Annotated in this window: 22 protein-coding genes; 8 read left to right on the top strand and 14 right to left on the bottom strand. The window is 72.0% G+C overall.

The features are described from left to right. Position 1 precedes the first annotated feature (1 nt). From ACFVU7_RS15230 to ACFVU7_RS15255, 6 genes are all read right to left on the bottom strand, one after another. On the bottom strand, positions 2 to 2,116 hold the full coding sequence (locus ACFVU7_RS15230) for an ATP-binding protein (protein WP_388045368.1): 2,115 nt from the start codon (positions 2,114 to 2,116) through the stop codon (positions 2 to 4). Next, the gene (locus ACFVU7_RS15235; RefSeq protein ID WP_388045369.1) at positions 2,113 to 2,823 is read right to left on the bottom strand and encodes a DUF4255 domain-containing protein; all 711 of its coding nucleotides are present in this window, start codon (positions 2,821 to 2,823) and stop codon (positions 2,113 to 2,115) included. Before ACFVU7_RS15235 ends, ACFVU7_RS15230 begins: the two co-directional genes overlap by 4 nt. Beyond that, positions 2,820 to 6,080 carry a hypothetical protein gene (locus ACFVU7_RS15240; protein WP_388045579.1) on the bottom strand — a complete coding sequence of 1,087 codons (3,261 nt, stop codon included), beginning with the start codon at positions 6,078 to 6,080 and terminating at the stop codon, positions 2,820 to 2,822. Before ACFVU7_RS15240 ends, ACFVU7_RS15235 begins: the two co-directional genes overlap by 4 nt. Before the next feature lie 184 nt (positions 6,081 to 6,264). Next, positions 6,265 to 7,956 (bottom strand): DUF885 domain-containing protein, encoded by a 1,692-nt coding sequence (locus tag ACFVU7_RS15245; RefSeq protein ID WP_388045370.1) that lies wholly within the window; start codon positions 7,954 to 7,956, stop codon positions 6,265 to 6,267. Between the two features lie 44 nt (positions 7,957 to 8,000). Continuing rightward, the gene (locus tag ACFVU7_RS15250; RefSeq protein WP_049649798.1) at positions 8,001 to 8,531 is read right to left on the bottom strand and encodes a GNAT family N-acetyltransferase; all 531 of its coding nucleotides are present in this window, start codon (positions 8,529 to 8,531) and stop codon (positions 8,001 to 8,003) included. A 65-nt stretch (positions 8,532 to 8,596) separates the two neighbouring features. Beyond that, the gene (locus ACFVU7_RS15255; RefSeq protein WP_388045371.1) at positions 8,597 to 9,073 is read right to left on the bottom strand and encodes a MarR family winged helix-turn-helix transcriptional regulator; all 477 of its coding nucleotides are present in this window, start codon (positions 9,071 to 9,073) and stop codon (positions 8,597 to 8,599) included. A gap of 70 nt (positions 9,074 to 9,143) precedes the next feature. Between ACFVU7_RS15255 and ACFVU7_RS15260 the strand changes: the two genes are divergently transcribed. Next, entirely contained in the window at positions 9,144 to 10,079 is a 936-nt protein-coding gene (locus tag ACFVU7_RS15260; protein WP_388045372.1) for an alpha/beta hydrolase, read from the top strand. 143 nt (positions 10,080 to 10,222) lie between these two features. Here the strand turns inward: ACFVU7_RS15260 and ACFVU7_RS15265 are convergent, their stop codons facing one another. Beyond that, complete coding sequence (locus tag ACFVU7_RS15265; RefSeq protein WP_388045373.1) at positions 10,223 to 10,831, bottom strand: SMI1/KNR4 family protein; 609 nt, start codon at positions 10,829 to 10,831, stop codon at positions 10,223 to 10,225. Positions 10,832 to 11,016: 185 nt separating this feature from the next. Between ACFVU7_RS15265 and ACFVU7_RS15270 the strand changes: the two genes are divergently transcribed. Continuing rightward, complete coding sequence (locus ACFVU7_RS15270) at positions 11,017 to 11,349, top strand: CPCC family cysteine-rich protein (protein WP_388045374.1); 333 nt, start codon at positions 11,017 to 11,019, stop codon at positions 11,347 to 11,349. A 36-nt stretch (positions 11,350 to 11,385) separates the two neighbouring features. Here ACFVU7_RS15270 and ACFVU7_RS15275 read toward each other — a convergent pair whose 3' ends face one another. Further along, positions 11,386 to 12,738: an IS4 family transposase gene (locus tag ACFVU7_RS15275; RefSeq protein ID WP_388045375.1), complete on the bottom strand. Its 1,353-nt coding sequence runs from the start codon at positions 12,736 to 12,738 to the stop codon at positions 11,386 to 11,388. Positions 12,739 to 12,951: 213 nt separating this feature from the next. Then, the gene (locus tag ACFVU7_RS15280; protein WP_380739024.1) at positions 12,952 to 13,584 is read right to left on the bottom strand and encodes a hypothetical protein; all 633 of its coding nucleotides are present in this window, start codon (positions 13,582 to 13,584) and stop codon (positions 12,952 to 12,954) included. Between the two features lie 977 nt (positions 13,585 to 14,561). On the opposite strand from ACFVU7_RS15280, the gene ACFVU7_RS15285 reads away from it, so the two are divergent. Both ACFVU7_RS15285 and ACFVU7_RS15290 read left to right on the top strand, forming a co-directional pair. Beyond that, positions 14,562 to 15,482 carry a hypothetical protein gene (locus ACFVU7_RS15285; RefSeq protein ID WP_388045376.1) on the top strand — a complete coding sequence of 307 codons (921 nt, stop codon included), beginning with the start codon at positions 14,562 to 14,564 and terminating at the stop codon, positions 15,480 to 15,482. Positions 15,483 to 15,642: 160 nt separating this feature from the next. Beyond that, positions 15,643 to 16,419 (top strand): transposase, encoded by a 777-nt coding sequence (locus ACFVU7_RS15290; protein ID WP_388045377.1) that lies wholly within the window; start codon positions 15,643 to 15,645, stop codon positions 16,417 to 16,419. A gap of 168 nt (positions 16,420 to 16,587) precedes the next feature. On the opposite strand, the gene ACFVU7_RS15295 is transcribed toward ACFVU7_RS15290, so the two are convergent. The 3 genes from ACFVU7_RS15295 to ACFVU7_RS15305 are packed head-to-tail and all read right to left on the bottom strand — an operon-like array spanning position 16,588 to position 17,359. Further along, the gene (locus tag ACFVU7_RS15295; RefSeq protein ID WP_159028350.1) at positions 16,588 to 16,743 is read right to left on the bottom strand and encodes a hypothetical protein; all 156 of its coding nucleotides are present in this window, start codon (positions 16,741 to 16,743) and stop codon (positions 16,588 to 16,590) included. After that, a complete protein-coding gene (locus tag ACFVU7_RS15300; protein WP_388045378.1) occupies positions 16,731 to 16,994 on the bottom strand; it encodes a hypothetical protein in 264 nt (87 codons plus the stop codon). Before ACFVU7_RS15300 ends, ACFVU7_RS15295 begins: the two co-directional genes overlap by 13 nt. Continuing rightward, positions 16,991 to 17,359 (bottom strand): ATP-binding protein, encoded by a 369-nt coding sequence (locus ACFVU7_RS15305; RefSeq protein WP_375873104.1) that lies wholly within the window; start codon positions 17,357 to 17,359, stop codon positions 16,991 to 16,993. The genes ACFVU7_RS15300 and ACFVU7_RS15305 overlap by 4 nt, the downstream gene beginning before the upstream one ends. A 289-nt stretch (positions 17,360 to 17,648) precedes the next feature. Between ACFVU7_RS15305 and ACFVU7_RS15310 the strand changes: the two genes are divergently transcribed. Genes ACFVU7_RS15310 through ACFVU7_RS15320 form a run of 3 tightly spaced genes read left to right on the top strand, consistent with a single transcriptional unit; the run spans position 17,649 to position 19,106 of the window. After that, a complete protein-coding gene (locus ACFVU7_RS15310) occupies positions 17,649 to 18,497 on the top strand; it encodes a helix-turn-helix transcriptional regulator (RefSeq protein WP_063780053.1) in 849 nt (282 codons plus the stop codon). Then, positions 18,494 to 18,715: a DUF397 domain-containing protein gene (locus ACFVU7_RS15315; protein WP_375873103.1), complete on the top strand. Its 222-nt coding sequence runs from the start codon at positions 18,494 to 18,496 to the stop codon at positions 18,713 to 18,715. The genes ACFVU7_RS15310 and ACFVU7_RS15315 overlap by 4 nt, the downstream gene beginning before the upstream one ends. Positions 18,716 to 18,740: 25 nt before the next feature. Further along, entirely contained in the window at positions 18,741 to 19,106 is a 366-nt protein-coding gene (locus ACFVU7_RS15320; RefSeq protein WP_380745503.1) for a VOC family protein, read from the top strand. Between the two features lie 54 nt (positions 19,107 to 19,160). On the opposite strand, the gene ACFVU7_RS15325 is transcribed toward ACFVU7_RS15320, so the two are convergent. Beyond that, positions 19,161 to 19,898 carry a response regulator transcription factor gene (locus ACFVU7_RS15325; RefSeq protein ID WP_079272162.1) on the bottom strand — a complete coding sequence of 246 codons (738 nt, stop codon included), beginning with the start codon at positions 19,896 to 19,898 and terminating at the stop codon, positions 19,161 to 19,163. A gap of 215 nt (positions 19,899 to 20,113) precedes the next feature. On the opposite strand from ACFVU7_RS15325, the gene ACFVU7_RS15330 reads away from it, so the two are divergent. Then, positions 20,114 to 21,520, top strand: coding sequence for a hydrolytic protein (locus ACFVU7_RS15330; protein ID WP_387825286.1), 1,407 nt, complete (start codon positions 20,114 to 20,116; stop codon positions 21,518 to 21,520). 298 nt (positions 21,521 to 21,818) lie between these two features. On the opposite strand, the gene ACFVU7_RS15335 is transcribed toward ACFVU7_RS15330, so the two are convergent. After that, positions 21,819 to 23,042: a GNAT family N-acetyltransferase gene (locus ACFVU7_RS15335; protein ID WP_387825283.1), complete on the bottom strand. Its 1,224-nt coding sequence runs from the start codon at positions 23,040 to 23,042 to the stop codon at positions 21,819 to 21,821. Positions 23,043 to 23,088 lie beyond the last annotated feature (46 nt).

Raw genomic sequence — 23,088 nt, forward strand, 5'->3', positions numbered from 1 at the left:
CTCAGCCGTGCCCGGCGTCGCCGAGGACGCCCAGCCACGGCCCGAACTCGCTCGCCAGCACCAGCCGGCCGAGCTTGCGGTACTCGCCGACCACCGCGGAGACCAGCTGGGCCATGCCCAGCGGGGCGCCCGTCCCGGCGGCCAGGTAGGCCGCGGAGACCGCGCAGGCCCGGATGGAGCCGCCGGTGAGCTCGAAGTTCCGGGCGCAGTAGTCCAGGTCGAGGTCGTCGCCGCGGGGCACCAGCGGTCCCAGGCAGCGGTCCCAGAGCCGGCGCCGCTGCGCCTCGTCCGGCAGCGGGAACTCCGCGATGACGTCCAGCCGGCGGGTGAACGCCTCGTCGAGGTTGGCCCGCAGGTTGGACGTCAGCACCGCGATGCCGTCGAAGGACTCCATCCGCTGGAGCAGGTAGGCCGTCTCGACGTTGGCGTGCCGGTCGCGGGCGTCCTTGACCTCCGAGCGCTTGCCGAACAGCGCGTCGGCCTCGTCGAACAGCAGGACGCCGTTGACCTGGGCGGCCTCGGTGAAGATGCGTTCCAGGTTCTTCTCGGTCTCGCCGATGTACTTGTCCACCACGGTGGCGAGGTCCACCACGTACAGCTCCATGCCGAGTTCGGCGGCGACCACCTCGGCGGACATCGTCTTGCCGGTGCCGGACTCCCCGGCGAACAGGGCGACCACCCCGTTGCCCCGGCCGCCGCCCGGGCGCATCCGCCAGCTCCCGAGCACCTGGTCGCGGTGCCGGGCCCGCAGCACGAGTTCGCGCAGCCGGCCCGCGGTGGGGGCGGGCAGCACCAGGTCGGACCAGCCGACCGCGGGTTCGATCCGGCGGGCGAGCCGGGCCAGGCCCGCGCCGTTCTGCGCCCGCACCGCCGTGCGCAGGTCCTCGGCCCGCACCGGGCGGTGTTCGGCGGCCGCCGTCCGGGCCGCCACCGAGGCCGCGCGCGCCACCTGCTCCTGGTCCAGGCGGTACGCGGCGACGGCCTCGGCCAGCTCCCCGCTCAGCTCGCCGCCCGGCTGCCCGCCCAGCGCCTGGGCCCACTGCCCGGCGCGGTCGTGCTCCTCCGGCGGCGGGACGGTGACCACCACGGGGCTCCGCGCCGCCCAGGCCGGGTCCCAGACCTGGGGGCCGTGCACGAGCAGCGGGACGCCGTCGAGTTCCGCGCACAGCTCGCGCAACAGCGCGGCCCGCTCGGGCCGTTCGGGTTCGAGCCGGTCCAGCGGTCCGAGCACCACGCCGCCCCCGCCCAGCCGCGCCTCGCGGGCGAGCACCCGGACGGTACCCTCCGGCCGGCGGGCGGCGAGCGCGGCGGCGTCGACCACCAGCGGCGGCGGGCCGTCGGCCGCGAGGGCGGCCACCGCGAGCGGGCCGGCGTGCCCGCCCCGGTCCAGCAGGTGCACCAGTCCGCCGTCGGCGGCCAGCGCGCGCAGCCGCTCGTCCGGCCGTTGGAGGCGGGGCCCGGGACCGGCGCGGTGGGCGAGCCCGGCGAGCGCGCCGTCCGGCTCGTCGTCGCCGAGCAGGTGGGCCGTCACCCGATCGGGGACGCGCAGGATGCGGGAGAGCAGCGGGCGGTCCGGCTCGGTGATCTCCAGCAGGCCGCCGGCGACCAGCGGGGACCGGGCGGAGAACCGGAAGCGGCCGGCGCCGGCCCCGGGCAGTCCGCACAGGTCGAGGGCCAGGCCGATGGTCGCCCGGCGGCGGGTCAGATCGTCGTTGAGGTAGCCGTAGAGCTGTTCGAAGCGGGAGTCGAGGTCGGGGGCGAGCGCCACCAGCAGCAGGTCGAGGTCCACCGGGAGCAGGCCGAAGGCGGCGGTGAGCCGCCCGAGCCGGGAGCCGCGCGGCGGCGCGGGCCCGTCGCCAGGGTCCGTGGCGGCGCGGTGCACGGTGGCGGAGGCCGCCAGGATGCGCTCCACCGCGTCCGGGCCGAGGTACTGGCCGCGGTACGGGTCGTCCGGGTCGGGGTCGTCGGCGCGGCGTTCGCGCACCGCGGCGCGGACCCGCTGCTCGACCCGGTGCAGCCGCTCCCAGAGGTGGTCGTGGCCGGGCGGCGCACCGTCGACCGCCTCGTCCAGGTCGACACTCACAGCGTCCTGCCCCTCGTCCAGGTCCACGCTCATCGCGCCCTGCCCCTCGGCCGGCGGCCGGGCGGCAGCCCGCGGTCGCGGGGCGCTGCGAAGCCGTCAGGACCGGGGTCGGTGGCGTCCTGGTAGCGCAGTCGGCGGCCCGGGCCGTCGGCGGGCGGCGGGCCCGCCGGGGTGATGTCGCCGGCGCGCAGCACCAGCCCCTCGGTGACGGGCGGTCCGGCCGGGGTGCGTCCGCCGGGCAGCGGGGCGAGCACCCGCAGGTCGACGGAGGGCCGCAGCTCCCCGCCGAGCGAGGACCAGACGTCGGACACCGACGGCAGGCCGGTGTCGCGTCCCGCGATGTCCAGTCCGACGGTCAGTCCGAGTTCGGCGAGCGTGCCGGTGAGCAGCCGGGCGGGCAGCGTGTCGGTGGCGGTCAGGCACTGCAGCACCTCGGCGAGCAGCCGGTGCTCGTCCTGCGGCCGGTTGGTCCAGGCGGTGACCAGGTAGGCCAGCTCGAACCAGCGGGGCGCGGGGCGGTGGCCGGTCACCAGGCCGTCCGCGTCGTGCTCCGTGACGGTGCCGGCCTGTCGGCGGCCGGTGTCCTCGCGGAGCCCGTACAGGAAGACGCTGACGGTGGGGGCGTTGCGCCGGGCGGCGAAGTCCCGGGTGGGGGCGTCGAAGACGACCTCGATGCCGCGTTCGGGCAGCCCGGTCTCGGCGAGCAGCTGCCGCAGCGCCTCGTCGACCTCGTGGATCACCGGCGCTCCACCTCCCCGGGCGGGCCGATGCTGCCCTCGACGACGAGGAAGGGGCAGGTCACCGGGGAGAAGCCGGGGCCTTCGGCGGTGATGGTGCGCGGCCCGGTCTCGTCCTTGGGGAGGATGAGCAGCTGGCCGGCGAAGGTCCCGTCGCCCTTCGGGCGGGTGGGGGCGGCCGCGGCGGTGATGCCGGGCTGCCAGGTGAACCGGACGGGTGCGCCGGGCGGGAAGTCCACGCCGCGCACCGAGGTGACGAAGCCGGGCTTGCCGATCGGCGGCACCGCGACGATGCGGGGCTGGAGGATGCGCAGCGGGGTGCTCGCCCGGTGCGGTCCGGGGGTGGCGTCGGTGCCGGTGGTGGTGAGCTCGGCGGTGATGGTGGTGTCCAGCGCCGCGACGGGTGAGAGCACCACCCGGACGACCGCGCTGCGGCCCGGGGCCAGGTCGCTCACCGTGCAGGTGCCGTTGCGGCAGCCGGGGGGCAGGGCCCCGGTGGGCACGCCGGCGGGCAGGCCGAGGGTCAGGCGCAGTCCGGTGGCGCGGGCCTGGCCGGTGTTGCGCACGGTGTAGCTGACGGTCACGCGGCCGCCGACGTAGCCGGGGTTGGGCTGGGCGCCGACGGTGATGTCGGGGCCGGCCTGCGGCGGCGGTGCCGGGGCGGGCGCCGGGGGCGGCGGCGGCGCGGGGCTGGGCGTCACGGTCGGGGGCGGGGTCGGGGTGGGTGTGGGTGTCGGGGTCGGGGTGGGCGTCGCGGTCGGCGAGGGGGTCGGGGTCGGGCTCGGCGAGGGGGTCGACGGTTCCAGCACCGGTAGGAAGGTCCGGGCTGAGTCGTCGTCGGGGTACGGGTCGACGACCGTCCCGGTGACGGTCCAGCCGAAGTCCGGGACGCCGGGTTGGGTGCCGACCAGGGTGGCCTTGATCCGGACCACCTGGCGCGGGGTCAGGGTGCCGAGTTCGCAGCGCAGGGCGGCCGCGTCGCACGTCCCGGTCGGGGTGGTCAGCTTGTCGAGCCGGGCACCGGTCGGCACCGAGACGGTGAGGGCGGTGCCGGGTGAGGGCGCGGGGCCCTTGTTGGTGACGGTGACGGTCACCTCGGTGCTGCCGTCGACGGGGACGGCCGGGGTCCGCTCGGGCACGCTGACCGCCAGGTCGACGGACTGCTGGACGGCCGGCTCCTTCTGGCGGCCCGGCAGCCGCCAGTCGAGCTCGGTGAGCTTGGCGGTGGCGAAGTCGTAGACCTTGAGCCCCTCCGGCGAGTTCGGCGGCGCGGCGCGGCGGGAGGTCAGGACCAGCTGCGCGCTGTTCGCCGTCCAGGCGACGTCGCGGGGCTGGAAGGGCCCGGTGGTGGGGCGGTCGGGCAGCGGCCGGGTGCAGGCGCCCTGGCCGAGCCCGGTGGGCACGACCACCGTGCAGTCCTCGCCGGTCGGCGAGGTGACGACGACACCGTCCTGCTGGTTGTTCCCGCCGTCACCGGCCTTGCGGTTGAAGGCGATGCGGCGGCCGTCGGGGGCGAAGGCGGGGCTGTCGTCGATGACGTCGCAGCTGCCCGGGCAGGCCGTCCGGCTGAGGTCGGTCTGCCGGGTGAGGTCGTCGGCGGTGACGGTCCAGACGTGCAGGTTGCCGGCGTTCCCGTTGACCACCGCGGTCCGGGAGAAGGCGATCAGCTTGCCGTCGGGGGACCAGAACGGCTGGCCGTCGGAGGCGCCCTGCTGGCCGGCCGGCGGCTGGACGGTGCCGATGATCTTCCCGGTGGCGACCTCGGCGATCAGCACCCGCCCGGGCCGGGCCGGGTCCTGGCCGGTGGCCGGGGTGCTGCGGCTGAACACGATCAGCCGGCCGTCCGGGGAGATCGACGGGTCGGTGTCGCGGTCGTTCGGGCCGCGTCCGGCGAGGTTCATCGGCTGCGGGTCGGCGCCGTCGCCGTCGGCGGTCCAGATCCGCTGGATCCGTCCGGCCGGGCCGTCCTCGTAGCGGGTGACCACGATCCGGCGGCCGTCGGGCGTGTAGGTCTGGCGCTCGTACCAGGGGTCGAAGCCGGGGCGGGGGTGGAACAGCGGGTCGGCGCCCGGGTCGGTGCTGGTGTTGTCGGCGGCGGCCGGGTCCTCGCGGAGGGCGCTGATGCCGAGGTCGCGCGGGTCGGAGCCGTCGGGGAGGACGTCCTCGACGTCGGCGACGTTGGCGCCGGAGGCGCTGGTCTGCTCGACGACGGGGCCGCCCTCGGTCTGGGTGCCCAGCCAGGTCGGCGTGGCGATCAGCCGGTTGGCGCGGTAGAGCACCTTCGGCGCTTCGCAGTTGCAGGTCAGCGCCCGGTAGAGGTTCACCACCGGCGGCCGGGACGGGTCGGGCTGCGGGGTCGGGTCGTTGGGGTCGAGCAGATCGGCGCTGAGGAAGAGCACCCCGCTGCCGTCGGCCAGCCAGCCGGCCGAGCCGGTCTTCCAGGTGGAGCCGGTGCCGGGGAAGAAGGCCTTCTCGCCGCCGGTGGGCGAGGTGAGGACCAGGGTGCGGCCCTGGGCGCCCTCGTCCCGGGTGTAGACGATCTCGTTGCGGTGGGCGTCGTCGTTCACCGGGTTCCAGGCCGGGTCCACGGCGTCCCCGCTGGTCACGCTGGTGACCTTGACGGGCGCGCCGCCCTCGAACGGCCGCAGGTAGATCTGACGGTGCGACGGTTCGCCGTCGCAGGAGTACGCGATCCACTTGCCGTCGGGCGAGACCGTCGGGTGGGTCTCGTCGGCCGCGCCCTCGGTGATCCGGCGCAGTCCGCTGCCGTCCCGGTTGACGGCCCACAGGACGTGCCGGGGGCCGGCGTCCCCGGCGCGGGGCTCCAGGGCCTCGAAGACGACGCCCTTGCCGTCGGGGGCGAGCGCGGGGTGGGCGGTGTCCATGCCGGTGGTGAGCCGGTGCACCGCGCCGGCCGCGTCGCGCAGGTACACCTGGGGCAGCGGGCCGTCCCGCAGGCTGGTGAAGACGAGTTCGCCGCCGCGGGCGGACGGGTCCCGGTCGAAGTGGATCGGGCCGGGCCCGAACAGCGGGGTGCTGTCCGTCATGCCGGTCACCCGGCCGAGGCCGCGGTGGTCGGTGCCGGCGAAGACGATCCGCCCGGCCGCCGGGTCGACCGCGGCCGCCGGGGCCGCGGCGGCGCCCTGCCCGCCGGGGGCGGCGCCGGCCAGGGTCACCAGGGCCGTCGCGAGCGCGAGCAGCGCCGCGAGGGCGGCCCGGGCCGGCCGCCGGGCGGAGCGGGGAGTGGCGGTGGCGCCGATCACGGCTCGACCTCACAGGTTGCAGGGGCGGTCTCCCCCGCAGTCTCCCGGGCCCGGGCGCCCGGGGACAGAGCCCGGGCACCCTCGGCGGGGGAAGCACCTCCTGTCCCCAAAGGGCAGACCGCCGGCGCCGTGCACGGGAAGTCGGCCGGGCCGACTTCCCGTGTGGGCCTGCGCCACCGGCCTACAGTGCGGCGAGGTGGTCGACCAGGTCGTCGAGGCCGAGCGAGCCCAGCGACAGCGCCTTCATGTGCCAGGCCTTGAGGTCGAAGGCCGCGCCCTGCCGGCGGCGGGCGGCTTCCCGCCCCTCCAGCCAGGCGCGCTCGCCGAGCTTGTAGCCGATGGCCTGCCCGGGCCAGCCGAGGTAGCGGGCGATCTCGCTGCCGCGCATGTCGGCGGGGCTGCCGTTGTAGGTGGCCATGAACTCCGTGGCGAGCTCCGGGGTCCAGCGCTCGCCGGGGTGGAAGCCCGAGTCGGCGGGGATCGGCAGGCCCAGGTGCATGCCGATGTCGATGATCACCCGGATGGTGCGCAGCATCTGCTCGTCGAGGAACCCGAGGCGGTGGGCGGGGTCGGTGAGGAAGCCCAGGTCGTCCATGAGGCGCTCGGCGTACAGGGCCCAGCCCTCGACGTTGGCGCTGACCATGCCCAGCGTGCTCTGGTAGCGGCTCAGCCGGTCGGCGACGGCGACCCACTGGGCGAGCTGCAGGTGGTGGCCGGGGACGCCCTCGTGGTACCAGATGCTGACGAGCTGCCAGGTCGGGAACGCGTCCCGGCCGAGCGTGGGCAGGTAGGTGCGGCCGGGCCGGCTGAAGTCCAGGCTGGGGCCGGAGTAGTACGGTGCCGTGGCGCTTCCGGCGGGGGCGATCCGGGACTCCACCTGCCGCACCGGTCCGGAGATGTCGAAGTGGGTGCCGTCGAGGGCCTCGATCGCCCCGTCCATGATCTGCTGAAGCCAGTCGCGGATCCCCTCCTCGCCCGCGACCCGGTGGCCGTGCCGCTCCAGGTGGTCCATGGCGTCGAGGGCGCCGGCCCCGGGCAGCACGCGCCCCGCCTCGGCCCGCATCTCGGCGGCCGTCCGGTGGAACTCGCTCCAGGCCCAGGCGTAGGCCTCGTCCAGGTCGACGTCGGCGCCGGTGTGGTGGCGTACGGCGAGCCGGTAGCGGTCCCGGCCGACGGCGTCCGGGGTGTCGGCGGTGGCGGGGGCGTAGCTGTCGCGCAGCCAGCTGCGGAACTCGGCGACGGCGGCGGTGGCCTGGCCGGCGGCCGCGTCCAGGTCGCCGCGCAGCCGGTCGGGGCCGGGGGCGACGAAGTCGGCGAACCACCCGGCGCCGGTGCCCGCCCGCTGGTCGGTGGCCTCACCGGTCCAGGCGGTGAGCTGGTCGATCACCACGGCCGCCTGGCGGGGCGCGGCGAACAGGCCCCGGGCCATGCCCTCGGTGAGCGTCGCCCGGTAGCCGTCGAGCGCGGCGGGCACATTGCGCAGCCGCCCGGCCACGGCCGCCCAGTCGTCGTCGGTGACGGTCGGCATGTAGGTGAAGATCTCCCGCACGTGGTGCACGTGCGCGCCGATGTTGCGCAGCTGGCGGAAGTTCTCGCCCGCGTCGTGCAGGGCGAGTTCGGCGGTGAGGCGCTCCCGCAGCAGCCGGGCGCAGGCCCGGTCGGCGGGGTCCTCGGTGGCGGGTGCGGTGTCGAGCGTACGGAGGGTGCGCCGGGCGATGTCGGCGAGTGCCTCGAACCCTTCCGGGGAGAGGTCCGGCTGCCGTTCGTCGCCGGGGTGCAGGCCCAACCAGGCGGCCTCCAGCGGGTCGTGTGCGGCCACCTGGTCGAGGTGGTGGTCGGCGATGGTGCGCGGGGTGATCTTTTCATCTGCCATGCGGCCATCCTGGCGCACCGTCAGAACACGCCGCCGCCCGGGTGTCAGGGCCTCAGCAGCCCGCCCACCCACCAGTCGTGCGGCTGGCCGTCGTTGGCGTAGTCACGGTTGCGCAGGGTCCCCTCGACGGTGAAGCCGAGCTTCTCGGCGACGGCACGCGAGCCGGTGTTCCCGACCATGGCCCACCACTCGATGCGGTGCACGTCGATCGTGGCCCAGCCCCAGTCGCACAGGGCCCGGGCGGCCTCCACCGAGTACCCGCGTCCGCGCTGCTCCTTGACCGCCCAGTAGCCGAGTTCCCAGACACCGCGCCGCCTGAGGCTCAGGCCGTACAGGCCGGCCAGGGCTCCGGTGTCCTTGCGGAACGCGCCGAGGGTGTAGTCCTTGTCCTCCGCCCACTGGGCGGGCAGCCGCTCGCCGACCAGGTGCTCCGCGTCCGTACGCCGGTAGGGCACCGGCACCGGGGTGAAGAACTGGATGTCCTTGTCCTGGCAGGCCTCGTACACCGCGTCCACGTCGGCGGGCGTGAAGGCCCGGAGCAGCAGACGGTCGGTCTCAAGCGTCACTGGATCCATCGCGGCAGTATGACCACCGTCGACAAGCGGCGGCTAGTGAATATCCGGACCGGCCATGGAGCGCGTCAGCCCGTGGGCATGCCGATCTGGTCGCGCTCCAGGGCAGAACGCAGCTCCGCGAGGGCCTGCGCGGCGGCCGCCACAGGGGACGTCTTGAGCGCGTCCGCGGTCAGCTCGGCCAGGCGCTCGGTGAAGGTCCCTTCCGCCGCGTCGACCAACTCCCGGCCGTCGTCGGTCAGTTCCAGCAGTGACGACCGGCGGTCCGAGGGGTTCGGCACGCGGGCGACCCAACCCTGCCGCTCCAGGCGGTCGACGCCCTTGCTGGTGGACCCGATGCCGACGGCGAACTCGGCCGCCAGGTCCGCCACCCGGGCCCGGGGGTGGTCGCGGAGGTGGCGCAGGAACTCGAACTGGGACGTGACGATCCCGTGCCGGTCGCGGAGACGGTCGTTGAGGGCGTTGTACAGGCGCGTCTCGCATCGGACGAGGTCGGCGAAGAAGCTCGGGAGGTCGACCGTCTCGCCGGTCACTTTGGATGCCATGGCATATAGTCTACGTTAGATGCCTCGGCATATAGTGCCGAAGAAGCCACTTGCGACAGGAGCAGCCACCATGAGCAAGGAACAGCGCGCACAGGTCGACGCGATGCTGCGGCAGCCCCGACCCGACGGCCCCCGGTCGGTCGAGGAGATCCGGGTCGGATTCGAAGCGCTGATGGCCCGGATGATCGTCCCGGACGGCCTTCGCACCACGCGGACGACGCTCGGCGACCGGTCGGCCCTGTACGTCGAGCCGGGCGACGAGCTGGGCGAGGGGACACGCACCGGGACGATCCTGTACTTCCACGGCGGCGGCTGGGTGTTCGGCTCCCCCGAGACGGCGATGTCGCTGACGGGGAACCTCGTGGCCAGGACCGGGTTCAGGGCGTACTCGCTGGACTACCGGCTCGCCCCCGAGCACCCGTTCCCGGCCGGGATCGAGGACGCGCTGAGCGCCTACCGCGCCCTCCTCGACAGCGGCGAGGACCCGGCAAGCATCGCGTTCACCGGGGACTCCGCCGGGGGCGGCCTCAGCGTCACCACCTGCCTCGCCGCCCGCGACGCCGGCCTCCCGCTGCCCGCCGCGATCGTGGCCTTCTCCCCCGGCCTCGACGCCACCCGGACGGGCGAGAGCATGGACACCAAGGCGGGCATCGACCCGATCTTCACCCGCGAGAACCTGGAACACACCGGGGCCATGTACCTGGCGGGAGCCGACCCGCACCAGCCCCTGCTCAGCCCCGCCGTCCTCGCCGACCTGACGGGCTTCCCGCCGATGCTCCTCCAGGCGGGCACCAACGAACTGCTCCTGGACGACTCCACCCGCATGGCCGCCCGCGCCCGCGCGGCCGGAGTGGACGTGGTCCTCGACATCACCGCCGACGTACCCCACGTGTTCCAGTCCTTCGCCGGCGTGCTCGACGAGGCCGACCAGGCACTGGACCGCGCGGCCCTCTTCCTTGCACAGCACGTTCACGGCCCCGACGCTGCGGCCGAGTCGGCCCGGTAGAGCTCGGAGCCCTCCGGTCCGTACGGTCGCGACCCGGCCCGGCCGTCATGGTTGTGAAGGTTCTCGGCCTCCGTGTCATACGGGCAACCATGCGACCTGTGACTCCGTCCCCGGTCTCAGCCGGATGGCGCAGCTTCGGATTCTCACAGTTGTGACAGATCCTCGCGATCGCGGTGCCGCCTCTCGATGCGGTCGACCGGCGCCCTCAGGGCGGGTGAGGTCAGTTCCAGGTTGCGGTTGTCGCGTCCGGCGAGCATGTGGTCGAGCCAGCGTTCGTACCAGGCCAGGAAGTCCGTGGCCGACGAGACGTTGGGGCCCCAGAAGCCGTCAGCGTTTCCGGTGACGACGCGGCCCGCCAGGGGACCTGTGATGCCGAGAAGCACCAGGTCGGAGCACCCCGCCTCGATGATGTGCAGGAACAGGTCACTTCGGTGAGACGGGCCGCTGGCGAACGTGAACCCCCGAGGGCGGCCGGGCTCCCCGTGGGGGTCCATCGTGAAGAGCCGACATGACTGCAAAGGCAGCAGGCCATAGAAAGGCGATGCCCCGCCCCCGCCCAGCATGGTCAGGAAGCTGCGGTAGGAGTCGGGCAGTTCGATGTGGCGGTCGGCCTCGAACTCGGCGACCTTCGCGTCCGGCAACGGGGGTTTGAGGCGGAACCCGTGCTTCTCTTCACCGAAGGAGTAGCTTCGCAGCGCGGCATAGGGCACCTTGGCGAGCTTGCGTCGGATACGGGCGATCCGGGAGTCCATGTGAACTCTTCTCTCTGTCCTCCGCAAACTACCTGCCGTGGACAGTGATTCTCAATCCCGTGTCAGTTCGACCAGTCGGATGACATCGCGCCTGAGAACTGGCACAGGATCCGAGCTTGCCGTTTAACCTCCAGCCGTGTTCGACTCCGTCAGCCATGTCGGTGCGTGCTGCTATCTCTGGCAGCGTGACCAGCGACGACAAAAGCGCCAACCCGCAGAGGTACAACATCGTGCTCGGCCCGGAGAACGGCCCCCACGCCTGTCCGTGCTGTGGCTATCTGACGATGGAATCACGTGGGGTGAACGAGACCTGCCTGGTGTGCTACTGGGAGGACGATGGGCAGGACGAGCATGATCGCGACGAGGTCCGTGGCGGTCCGAACGGGACGATGAGTCTTTCCGACGCTCAGCGCAACTACGAGACGATCGGAGCCTGCGCGCCTCAGTGGGTCAAGTACGCTCGCGAGCCCTTTCCCGAGGAACGAAAGTACAAGGACCCGGAGTACCGCTGGATCTAGAGGCAACGCCGTTCAGTTAAGGGCGGGTGTGGGACGTCAAGGGCTGCTCGTGAGCATGGTGATGTGGATGCTTGCTTTGTAGGTGGTCCGGTCGATGGCGGGTCCGCGTGCGTTGTATTTGGAGATCGCGCGTTTGACGATGCGGTCTTTGGTGCGGATCCGCCGGGCGGGCAGGAGGTGGGCCAGCACGTTGCGGCCGATGGCTCCGACCAGGTCGATCACGGTGTCGGTGGTGATGCCGGCGGCCAGGACGAGTTGGTCGCGTGTGGCGGCGAGGGCGGTGGTGAAGCCGGCCCGATCGGGGTCGGTGCCGGGGACGCTGTCAGTGGCGTCCGTCATCGCGGTCCGCAGCGCCTGGTAGGTGGTCAGCAGTGCCCAGACCTCCTGCTCGACACCGGCCGGGGTGCGGGCCCGCAGAACGTGTCCGCCCAGGATCGTGGACTTCAGCTCCGCGTAGGCCGTCTCGATCTCCCAGCGCTCGTGGTAGAGCCGGACGAGCTCGGCGGCCGGGTGCGTCGACGGGTCGGTGAGGGTGGTCAGCAACCGGTAGTGGCCGGTGCGGGTGCCCCGAGAGGTGATGATGCCGACCTCAGCGTCGATCACTCGCACGGTCAGCGCTCCGAGCCGGGCCAGCACCGAGCCGTCCCAGCAGCGGGCCACCGGTGGCAGGTTCCGGCCGGACTTGCAGCGCACCAGCAAGTCCGCGCCGGTGTCGGCCCAGTGGTTCAACAGTGCGGCGGCGGCGAAGTTCCGGTCGCCCAGCAGCAGCATCCCGGCCCGCAGATCCACCGCCAGACGGCGGGCGTACTCCAGCTCGCCGGTGGCGGCCGGGCCGAACACGGCGTCGATCACCGCCCGGGTCCCGCAGGCCACCAGCGCGGCCAGCCGCAGTTGCGGGTAGCCGGAGATCCCGTTGCCGAGCCGCTGCCGGGTGAACACCGCGAGGTTGGCCGGACAGTCCGGGACCGGCAGCAGGGTGCCGTCGACCGCGACGACCCTCAGACCCCGCCACCAGCCGGCCGCCGCGGTCGTGGCAGCAGGGCCCCTGACCAGGTCGAACAAAGCTTTCATCGGTGCTGGTCCCAGCCGCTGGCGGGCCTGCCGCAACGCGCTGCCGCTGGGCCGGGCCGGAGCCGGGCCCGCCAGTCCGGCACACAGCCGGTCGAAGACCTGCCGGTATCCCAGCCCGGTGAACAGCGCTCCGGCCAGCAGGACGTAGACCGTGACCCGTGCCGGTATCAGCCGGACCCTGCGCTGCACCGCGCCCGTCTCCGCCAGCACCTCGTCGACCATCTCGAACGGCACGATCCGGGTCAGTTCGCCGACATGACCCGGCGCGAACACCCCGGCCGCTGTCCCGCCCGGCCTTGTTGTGGCAGCCTGTTCCAACAGCGGAGCTCCTGTGGTGAGGATGTCTTGGAGGACAAGCCTCTTCTACAGCAGCTCCGCTGCCTCGTTCACCAGCGTTGACGAACAGCCCCCGCACTTAACCGAACGGCGTTGCTCCTGGAACCCAAGGACAGGGCAGCGGCCTTTCGGAGCTCCGCACCATGGATCAGGCGCTGCGGCGGGGCAACGGAATCGGCCCCGCCGGGTGGGAGATCAGGCGCCGTAGGTGCCGCTGGCCCATACCGGGTTGCCTTCGCCCTTGCCCTTGTACACGACCAGGTTGCCGTCGTTCTGGAACACGAAGTGCGAGTCGGCGCCGGCCGACCAGGTGCCGGTGGACCACAGGGCGGTCCTGTTGGTGTCGTAGACAACGAAGTTCCCGTCCGACTGCATCGTCGCCGTCGCGCCCGGGTGGTTGTACGTGCCGGTGGCCCAGATCGCCGAGCCGCTTTCCCTGTTGTACAGCACGAGGTTGCCATCGCCTTGCATGGCTAGCTCGTACTTGTAGCTGTAGCTGCACCATGCCGCGGTCGACACGATGGTGTAGTCGGCCCAAAAGGCGACGCCGAGGTTGTTGTTCGCGTTGTGGGCCGTACAGGGGGGTATGGAGCCTGCGAGTGCGGGGCTGGAGGGTATGGATTCTGCGAGTGCGGGGCTGGAGCCCGCCGCGGCGGGGGTGATGTCGGACGAGCCATGGGCTTGGGCCGCCGTCGGAGCGAAGGCCGTCAGCGTGACCGCTGCGGCTGCGATCGCGGTCCCCTGGGCGAACCTGGTCGTGAACCTGGTCATTTCACCATCCTGACTGTGTCCGAACGTGATGTGCACGGATGAACTGGCTTTGATCATATGGTTATTGACGACCCGCCGCCATCATTTTCATGCAAACAGCGGCGAAGGTCCTGACCGCGATCGCTGCCCCTCTGCTACCAGCCAGCGCTGAGACACCAGCCGGGCCGAGCTCTACCCAGACCAGCAGTGCCTGCTCACCGAGATCGGCCTCAGGCCAGTCGCTCACCCCGCCAAACCGCGGGCCCCGCCGGCCCTCCCCTGGATGCGCGGACCCCTGCTCGCCCACCGCTCGCCCTTTATGGATGATTTCCATGAAGTGGGCGATGATATTTCGGGTTTGGGTTCTTCTACTGGAATTCTGCGTCATATCGTCTGTTCAAGGCCCGGACCGCTGTCCGGCGCGCCGAAACCGATCTTGATGCCTCGCGCGAGCCATCAAGGGCAGCGCTCGTCCCGGGCCTGTTCGGGCGCCGGATGGCGGGTTGGTCGCATCAGAGCCCGAGGGCCGGCGGGTCGTCCAGGCACCCGGCATTGATGGCTCGCGCGAGCGATTGGGCGCGGCTCCCACGGATCGCGATCTGGTACTCGATCGCTCGCGTGAGCCATTGAGTGCGGCCGGGACCGAGCCCAGGGCGACGTCCGTCCTGGGTGCCCGCACCACGATCGCCGCACCGGCGGAGACCACCTACGGCCCGACCCTACGCGTGCGTGGACGCGCGAGCGTCGCGAACTCCCTACAGTCAGCATGAAAATTCGCGAATTAGCGCACACAAAAGCACAGTTGACGTACCGTCGCCGCGTGATGACGCTCGGAGAGTCCCAGTCGGGGGCGCGGCGACACCTTGCGGCGACCGTCCCGGAGCGGTCCTCGCGGAAGCCCTTAAGGTCGCCGGCCAGTCGCCCCGTGACCTGGTCCGCGTGATCAACGGACAGCTCACGGGCCTCGGCGAAAGGCGACTCGACCTGACTGCCGCCCATGCCTGGAGCCGCGGCGCGGTCCCCGGTCGGAAGTGGTGCGCCGTCTGGCTGCCACCGTGCTGTCGGACAGGACCGGCCGGACCTACACCCAGGCCATGCTCTGGGGCCTGCCCGAACCAGCTGCCCACAGCGACGAACAAACCGTCACCGACGGGCTGTTGGGGCGACGTTCCCTGCCCGCCGTGCTGGCGACCGCCACGGCTTGGAACTCGACCGACCCCGCCACCCAGGCGACGCTCCGCTCGGCCGGCGACCTGTTCACCGCGGTCTGGGACGCCGACCGGCAAGCAGTCCACAGCACCGGCCGCGAGAGCGGCGCCGACCAGGTGCTGCCCCCGATGGTGGCCGTCCTGGAATCCCACCTCGCCGACCCGCGCCGCCTCGACGACGCCACCGGCGGCGGTGCCATCTCCCAGCGCTACGTCCTCACCGCACTGGACGGCATGCTGTCGCTACTGCGGAACAGCCGCTACACCCCGGACATCGGCACCCGGCTCCTGCGCACCGCCAGCGGACTCGCCCAGCTCGCCGGATGGATGGCCTTCGACGCGGACCTCTCACCGTCGGGCCAGTGCTACCAACTACTCGCCATCCGCCTCGCCCTCGCCAGCGCCGACCACGACACCGTCGCCAATGTACTCGGGATGCTGTCGTACCAGCACGCGGCCGGAGGGAAGGCCACCGCGGCAATCCGCTTCGCCGAGGCGGCCGTCGAAACGGCAGCCAGGAGCGTGCCGACCGTCCGCGCCCGCGCGCTGGGCCGACTCGCCACCGCCTACGCCGCCGCCGGCGACATCGACGCCTTCCGGACGGCCACCGACCGCTGCCTCGCCTACCTCGATCACCGCCGTGACGACGCCCCCGTCGCACGGCCTTGTTGTGGCAGCCTGTTCCAACAGCGGAGCTCCTGTGGTGAGGATGTCTTGGAGGACAAGCCTCTTCTACAGCAGCTCCGCTGCCTCGTTCACCAGCCTTGACGAACAGCCCCCGCACTTAACTGAACGGCGTTGGATCTAGAGGGCGGGGCGATCCACTGGACCTGTCACCCACACGGGGATTCCCCGGACGGCGGAGCGGCCTTCGCATGATCCTGAACTCGACCAAAGGAATACAGGACTTGACGCAAAGGCCGTAGCGATGAGTGTGCTGGAACAGGGCGTGCAGTGCGAGCCGTTCGCGGAACTGTCACGCTTCCGGCGGGTCTTCTACGACTGCCTGACCGGACGGCGCGACGCGCTGTTCGAGCTGACCGACGCAGTGCTGTGCACCGACGGCCCGGTGAAGACCCTGGTCGGACTGGCGCTGGCTCCCGAGCACCGGCGCGGACACGGAGCCCTGTACCACCCCGGCCCGCTCCCGGTCATCGAGGGCACAGTCGTCCGCCTCCAGGTCGACCACCTGCCCAGCGGCGGCGACCCCAAGCCGCTGTGGCTCTGGTGGTCACGGCCCGAGGCCGGCCCCGCGGAGACCGACCTCGCCTGGCAGACGTTCCTACGCAGGTTCGACATCGAGCACTTCTTCCGGATGATCAAGAGGACACTCGGCCGGACCACTCCGAGACTGCGGGAGGCCGAGGCAGCGGACCGGTGGACCTGGCTGGTCGCCACCGCCTGCACCCAGCTCCGCCTCGCCCGCTCTCTGACCACCGACCTGCGACGGCCATGGGAGAAGCCGGCCGAACCTAACAAGCTCACCCCGGCCCGAGTACGCCGCGGGTTCCGACACCTGCACGCCAGAACCTCAACCCCGGCCGCAGTGCCGAAGCCCACCCGGCCCGGCCCCGGGCGCCCACCCGGCTCGAAGAACCGCCGCCCCGCGAACCGCAACGACGTGGGCCTGCTCCTGGTCACCGGCGAGCTCTACCGCCGACCGGCTCACCACAAAGTCGGCACCAAACCACGCCGCACTGGATAAATCACAAGCCGAGAACCTACCGGCTGGGCCTCACGACAACTGGACGACCGGCATTCCGAGTTCGGCCCGAGCAGCACCATGCGCAGGAAGTCGGCCGGGCCGACTTCCTGTACACAGACGCCCACGCCGCCCGGCGGGTCCGGCCGGGCGGCGTGGGCGGGTCGGGCTTCAGGCCACCGGTTGGCGGTCTCGGCCAGGGCTGGGAGTTGCGGCGCGTTCATCCGGGCGGTGGGGCATCCGCAGGACGGCGACCGCGCCGAGGCCGACGACGGCGATGGCGAGGAGCAGGAGAAGGGGAAGGGCGAGGTCGATCAGGAGTCGCACGGGGCCTCGGTCCTGTCGTAGTGCCGGAGGATCGCGAGGAGGTTGAGCACGGTACTGGCGGGAGCCATGCCGAAGCGGACCGAGACGCGGCCGTCGACCCCCACGTGATCCGTGGCCGCACCGGGCCAGAGGAGGCCGAACTTGCGGCCCCGCTCGTGGAGTTCATCGAGCAGGGAGGCGACCTCCGGCTCGGTGTAGGTGCGCATGATCGCGTCGGCCGGCCCGGTCGGGCGGCGGTGGTCGGCGGTCACGCGGCGGCATCCAGCTCGAACCAGACGGATTTGCCCGATTTGCGGGACTCCGTGCCGAAGCGGTCGGTGAGCGAGCGGACGAGACGCAGGCCCCGGCCGGAGACGGCGAGGAGGTCGGAGCCGTCCCGCCGGATCGGGACGATGGGGCTGCCGTCGCTGACCGAGACCCGGAGCACGTGGTCGAGCAGCGCGATGACGACGAGCGGCGCCGCACTGCCGCCGTGGCGCCAGGCGTTGACGAACAGTTCGAGGAGCGCGACCTCGGCATCGGCGACCAGGTCGGCGTCCCACCCGGCGCGCGCCGTGAGCTCGCGCAACTCTTCGCGCGCGGCCGACCAGTCAGGGGGGATTTCGTGGGGGAACACGATGAAACCTCCGAGAGGGCTTCAGAGATGACCTTCGATCGACCAAACGCTCGATCGAAGCGATGGCATGACGGAAAAACGCAGCCGCCTACCAGGATTGGTCACGCAGGGCATGCGGCCAGCTACACTCAGCATGACGTGAGAGCCATCACATGTGCAAGCTGGCTCAACTAATCTGCAAAATCTCACATCGAACCCGAATTCGGTGCCACTCTCTGTCTGTTGTCGGTAGCGCCTATGCGATCAGCAAGGGCAGACTGGTCCACCGAGAGGTCAGGAGGGGCATCGCATGGCGGTATCAACCGTTCGCCGTCGTCGGCTGGGTGAGGAACTGCGAAGGCTCCGCGAGCAAGCGATGATCGCTGCGGACGCAGCAGCTGACGCCACGGGCATGAGCCTGGCCAAACTGAACAGGATCGAGAACGCCCGCTCAGCTGCCAAGATCGAGGACGTCAACAAGCTCCTCGACCACTACGGCTGCCACGACGAGGAGTTCCGCGCCGGCCTGATCGCCATCACGAAGGACGGCAGCAAGCGCGGCTGGTGGCTGAGCTACCGCGACGTGATCAACGTGTCCGCGACCGACCTGATCATGCTCGAAACCGAGGCTTCGACCTTCAAGACCTACGAACCCGCCTTCATTCCAGGGCTCTTCCAGACTGCCGAATACGCGCGGCTGGTCATCGACCGGCTCCGGACCACCAACGGCGGCACGGTTGACGATCTGGTGCAGGTCCGCATGGCACGGCAGTCCATCTTGACCCGCCCGAATCCCGTCGAGGTCTGGGCGGTCATCCACGAAGCCGCGCTCCGAGCCATCGCGGATCGTCCCGACGTCATGGGCCCACAACTCGACAAACTGCTCACCCTGAGCCGGCTGGCGAACGTCAACATCCAGGTGATGCCATCGGGTGCGGCAATACACCCGGGCATGAGCGGTGCGTTCGCTCTGCTCGGATTCCCTCAACGGAAGGACCTCGACGTCGTGTTCGTCGAAGGCCTGCTGGCCGGTTTCTGGGTCGAGGACCCGGCCGATGTCGAGCTCTATCGGGCGAAGTTCCAGGAGATCACGGCTGAAGCACTTTCTGTCGGCTCCTCGCTCGAGTTCATCACCGCACAGAGAGAACGGATCAAGTGACCCACTACTCCAATGCCGCCGCGACTGGCTTCCCCTTCCGGAAGTCGAGCTACAGCGGCGGCAACGAGAACTGTGTCGAATACGCCCTCCTCCCTGAGGCTGTAGCAGTCCGCGACTCGAAGGACCCGTCCGGCCCCGCCCTGGCCTTCGACCGCGCGGCCCACTCCTCCTTCCTCGCCGCCGTCGCCACCGGCGAGTTCGACTTCGGGCTGCTCTGATCACCCCACAGAGAGGCAGGCTCACATGCCCATATCCCTGAACCACACCATCGTTCCGGCCGTCGACAACGAGGCGGCAGCCCTCTTCTTCGCCTCCGTCATGGGCCTCGACTACCAGGGCGCCGACCGGCACTTCGCGCCGGTGCGGGTCAACGACTCCCTCACCCTGGACTTCATGACCGTCGAGGACCCGGTCGGCCATCATCTGGCCTTCGACGTGGACCCGGCCTCCTTCGACGGGATCCTCTCCCGGCTCCGCGAGGCCGACGTGCCTTTCGGCGACGATCCCCGCGAGCCCGGCAACGGCCGGACCGACCACCCGTTGTGCCCTCGCGGGCTGTACTTCACCGACGAAGCCGGGAATCTCTACGAGGTCATGTCCCCCGCGTGAACTCCCCCGCTCCACGCGGTGCCCCGCCCACCCGGGCGGGGCACCGTCATGCCGCTAGATGAGGCCGCGCCGCATGGCGTAACCCACCGCGTGGGCCCGGTTGCGGAGGCCGAGGCGGGTGATGATCTCGTGCAGCACGTTCTTCACCGTGCGCTCCGAGTACGACGTCTTGGCGGCGATCTCGCTGGTGTCGAAGCCCTCCGCCACCAGCTTCAGCATCTCCGCCTCCCGTGCAGTTAACGTCGAGAGGGTCAGGCCGCGCCCGTCGAGCATGGTGCGCTGGAGGATGCCGATCCGGTCGAGCAGTTCGCCGAGCAGGTCGCCCGGCATCACGCCCTCCCCGTTGGCCAGGGCGGTGATGAGGTTCACCAGCCGGTCCTGGTCGGCCTCCGAGCGGCGCAGCACGGCGGCGACCCCGTTCTCCACGATGGTCTGCAGCCCGCCGGCCTCGAAGTGCCCCACCACCAGGCCTATCCGGCCGGTGGTGGCGAGGCGCAGCCGCCGCAGGTGTTCGGTCACCGTCTCCGTCAGCGCGTCGACCACCAGCAGGGAGACCTCGGCCTGCCCGGCCTCGCTCTCGTTCAGCAGGACGACCTCGGGCCGCTGGCGCAGCTGTTGGACCACGCCGGTCTGCAGGATGAGGTCCTCCGCGTAGACCGCCACCCGCACCTGGCTGGGCCTGCCGCGGAGTTGGGCGGGTACGCGCGGGACGGCGGCGCCGGCGGGCTTCGGTGCCACCGTGGTGCGGCGGGCTGTGACGGCTTCCTCACGGGTTGTATCGGTCGACGTCATCGAACTGCTCCATTCTGCAAGTGCCTGCGAGGGTGACGGCCGGGCGCCGCGGGGCGGTGCCGGCCGGGGGCTTGGGGGCGGGTCACGTGGAGCCGGGCCGGGCCCGCGACGGGACCGGGCGGGGTCTCCGGTCGGTCCGTACGGGCAAGGGGTGTGGCCCCCAGCTTGCCCGTACGGCCCTCTTCTCCGGCGCGGTACGGCCCTACCGTCACGCTATGACCACATCCGCCGAACTCGGCCTGCCAGCACTCACGGTGGCCCCCGGTGGCGTGGCCACCACGACCCTGACGGTCCGCAACGACCTCGACATCGTCGAGGCTTACACGTTCGAGGTGGTCGGCGACTGCGCCGGCTGGACGAAGGTGGAGCCGGCCCGGGTCTCGTTGTACCCGGGGACCTCCGAGACCGTGACGGTCCGGCTGGCCCCGCCGCGCTCCCCCGCCACCCGGGCCGGCGAGTTCCCGCTCGGCATCCGGGTGCTGCCGGTCGAGCGCCCCGACCTGGTGACGGTGCCGGAGGCCACGGTCACCGTGACGCCGTTCCAGGAGCTTCAGGCCGCGCTGGCCCCGCGCCGTCGCCGCGGCTGGCTGCGCGGGCGCTACCGGGCCTCGGTGCGCAACCTCGGCAACGCGCCGACCGGTGTGACGTTCACTCCGGGACAGGCCGGTGAGGACCTGCGGTTCCGGGTCACGCCGGAGAAGCTGCGGCTGGAGCCCGGCGAGTCCGGGGAGGTGCGGGTGCAGGCGCGCACCCGCAAGCTGATCTGGTTCGGCAAGCAGGCGACCTGGCCGTTCGAGGTGACGGTGGGCCCGGAGGAGCGGGCGGACGGCAAGGACGCGAAGGACGGCAAGCCCGGCAAGGACGGGAAGGACGCGAAGGAGGAGAAGGCGCCGGAGGCCGCACCGGGCGCCGCGCAGCCGCCCGTCCAGAAGCCGCTGCTGGACGGCGAGTTCCTCCAGCTGCCGATCTTCCCGAAGTGGCTGCTCGCACTGCTGGCGGCGCTGATCGCGCTGCTGCTGGCCTGGTTCGCCCTGGTCCGCCCGGCGGTGCGCAGCTCCGCCAAGCAGGCGGCCGAGAAGGCCGTCGCCCAGCAGATCGCCACCCCGGCCCCGCCCGCCGGCGTTCCGGCCGGTGACACACCGGGCAGCCCCGGTACCGGGAGCACCCCGGGCGGCCAGACCAAGCCGGGCGCCGGGAAGCCGACCACCGGCCCGGGCAGCCAGGGCGGTCCGGGCGGCCTGGCGGTGCCGGGGACCGGCCAGCAGAGCTCCGCCGCGATCGACGTCGTGACCGAGACCGGAACCGCCAAGACCGGCAGTTACCAGGTGCCGCACGGCAAGGTCTTCGACATCACCGACCTCGTGGTCGCCAACTTCCAGGGCGACCAGGGGCTGGTGACCATCATGGCCGGCAACACGACCATCACCACGATCGCCTTGGAGACCTTCCGCAACCAGGACTACCACTGGGTGACTCCCCTCCAGGTCCCCGAGGACCAGGCCGTGACCGCGAACGTGACCTGCGAGGTGCCGGGCACCCCGGCCTCGGGCAAGCAGGCGCCCACGTGCCACGAACTCCTCAACGTCAGCGGGACCCTGAGCGACATCCGGCAAGGAAACTGAGCGTTTCCAGGCCGTTCGTCTCCGAATTCCCGCTCCTCCCCCACGTCCCCCTCACGTCTCGTGACCATGTCAATACCCGACGGACACTGTTGCATCGTGCACCCGTCCGAACCAAACCGACCCGCCCGTAACCTGCTGTGATCTGCCCCTGAGGGCAACCGGCCTGGTCCCTGAGGGCAACCGGTGCGCCCCCACGAGCGGTTCTGGGTCTCCCGCTCCGGAAAAGCCGAACGCCGGTCCCCGCCCAACCAGGGCGGGGACCGGCGTTCGGTGTCTGTCGCGGGTGGCGGCCGCCGGATCAGAACCAGTGCAGGCAGTGCGGCGTGCGCTCGGCGCGGAACAGGGCGTCGGCGAGGGCGGCCGCGCCGGGGCGGTGGGCCAGGACGTGCCCGGCCCGGACGAGCGCGCTCGGGGCGGTGCCGCCGAGGTAGACCGCGCCCAAGTCCCGGATGTCCAGGGAGAGGTCCGGCTCCCGGTCGGTCGGGACGCACTCGGCCTTCCCGTCCCGGACGGTCAGCAGGTGGCGGTGGTGCTCGCCGAGGAACGGGTCGTCGACGTCCAGGACGAGCTCGCCGTCCGTGAACCAGCCGCGCGAGGTCAGCGCGCGCGGGACGTCCAGCAGCCGTACCCAGAGCCAGTCGGTCTCGCCGCCCGGCTGGACGGCGCGGAAGTCCTCCAGCTGCCAGCGCAGCGGGTGCTCCGCCGGGACGTGCTTGAGCACGACCTGGGCGGCCAGGTCGTGGCCGAGCACGAACCGGGCGAGGTCGGTGTAGCCGGCGTCGTCGACGGCGATGGTCTCGTCGACCGTCAGGGTGTCCCCGTCCATCGCGTAGCTGGCGTACCCGTCCGGCGTTCCGTCGGCATCCCGGTGGACGGCGACGTGGCGCGCCGTCGGGGCGGTCGGCACCTGGCCCGCTCCCAGCTCCCACCAGCGGCGCGGCCGGGACAGCGCGCCGGGCTGGGCGCGGCGGTAGCGGTCGTAGACCTCCTCGAGGATCCGCCCGCAGTCGGCCCGCTTGAACAGCTCGACCGAGCCGCCCGCTGGGGCCCCGGCCGCCAGGCGCACCGCCCGGGGCGCGGCGAAGGCGGCCTGGTGGCGCTGCACCGTCAGCCGCTGGGTGTACGTCGCCGGGCCGTAGCCGAACCGGCCGTAGATCCCGGCCTCGGAGGCCAGCAGCACCGACAGGAACTCCCCCCGGCCCCGCAGCTCGGCGAGCTGGTGCCGCATCATCGCGGTGAGCACGCCCTGGCGCCGGTGGGTGGGCAGGACGCCGACGGCCGTCACTCCGGAGGTCGGGACGACGACCTGCCCGGGCAGGGTGAGTTCGAAGGTGTACGCACCGGCGGTGCCGACGGGCCGCCCGTCCGCCGTCACGGCGAGCAGGTTGCGGTCCATCTCGGTCGCGGCCCACCAGACCCCGCCGCCGTCCGCGCCGGGGGCGTCCGAGAAGCGCCCCAGCGCGGTGTGGAAGGTGGCGACGAACGCGTCGAGGTCCTGGTCGGTCGTGGAACGGATCTCCATGTGGTGCTGCTGCCTCCCCGTGTTGCCCGCGCCACTTCGTGCGGCG

The sequence above is a fragment of the Kitasatospora sp. NPDC058046 genome (assembly GCF_042885595.1).
In the GTDB taxonomy this organism is placed as follows: Bacteria; Actinomycetota; Actinomycetes; order Streptomycetales; family Streptomycetaceae; genus Kitasatospora.

What these genes read in the sequence shown, in the direction of transcription:
- ACFVU7_RS15335 (WP_387825283.1), bottom strand. Translation starts at nt 23,042, where the DNA reads ATGGAGATCCGTTCCACGACCGACCAGGACCTCGACGCGTTCGTCGCC.
- ACFVU7_RS15260 (WP_388045372.1), top strand. Translation starts at nt 9,144, where the DNA reads ATGAGCAAGGAACAGCGCGCACAGGTCGACGCGATGCTGCGGCAGCCC.
- ACFVU7_RS15310 (WP_063780053.1), top strand. Translation starts at nt 17,649, where the DNA reads ATGGCGGTATCAACCGTTCGCCGTCGTCGGCTGGGTGAGGAACTGCGA.
- ACFVU7_RS15245 (WP_388045370.1), bottom strand. Translation starts at nt 7,956, where the DNA reads ATGGCAGATGAAAAGATCACCCCGCGCACCATCGCCGACCACCACCTC.
- ACFVU7_RS15320 (WP_380745503.1), top strand. Translation starts at nt 18,741, where the DNA reads ATGCCCATATCCCTGAACCACACCATCGTTCCGGCCGTCGACAACGAG.
- ACFVU7_RS15280 (WP_380739024.1), bottom strand. Translation starts at nt 13,584, where the DNA reads ATGATCAAAGCCAGTTCATCCGTGCACATCACGTTCGGACACAGTCAG.
- ACFVU7_RS15325 (WP_079272162.1), bottom strand. Translation starts at nt 19,898, where the DNA reads ATGACGTCGACCGATACAACCCGTGAGGAAGCCGTCACAGCCCGCCGC.
- ACFVU7_RS15230 (WP_388045368.1), bottom strand. Translation starts at nt 2,116, where the DNA reads ATGAGCGTGGACCTGGACGAGGGGCAGGACGCTGTGAGTGTCGACCTG.
- ACFVU7_RS15330 (WP_387825286.1), top strand. Translation starts at nt 20,114, where the DNA reads ATGACCACATCCGCCGAACTCGGCCTGCCAGCACTCACGGTGGCCCCC.
- ACFVU7_RS15290 (WP_388045377.1), top strand. Translation starts at nt 15,643, where the DNA reads ATGAGTGTGCTGGAACAGGGCGTGCAGTGCGAGCCGTTCGCGGAACTG.
- ACFVU7_RS15265 (WP_388045373.1), bottom strand. Translation starts at nt 10,831, where the DNA reads ATGGACTCCCGGATCGCCCGTATCCGACGCAAGCTCGCCAAGGTGCCC.
- ACFVU7_RS15255 (WP_388045371.1), bottom strand. Translation starts at nt 9,073, where the DNA reads ATGGCATCCAAAGTGACCGGCGAGACGGTCGACCTCCCGAGCTTCTTC.
- ACFVU7_RS15250 (WP_049649798.1), bottom strand. Translation starts at nt 8,531, where the DNA reads ATGGATCCAGTGACGCTTGAGACCGACCGTCTGCTGCTCCGGGCCTTC.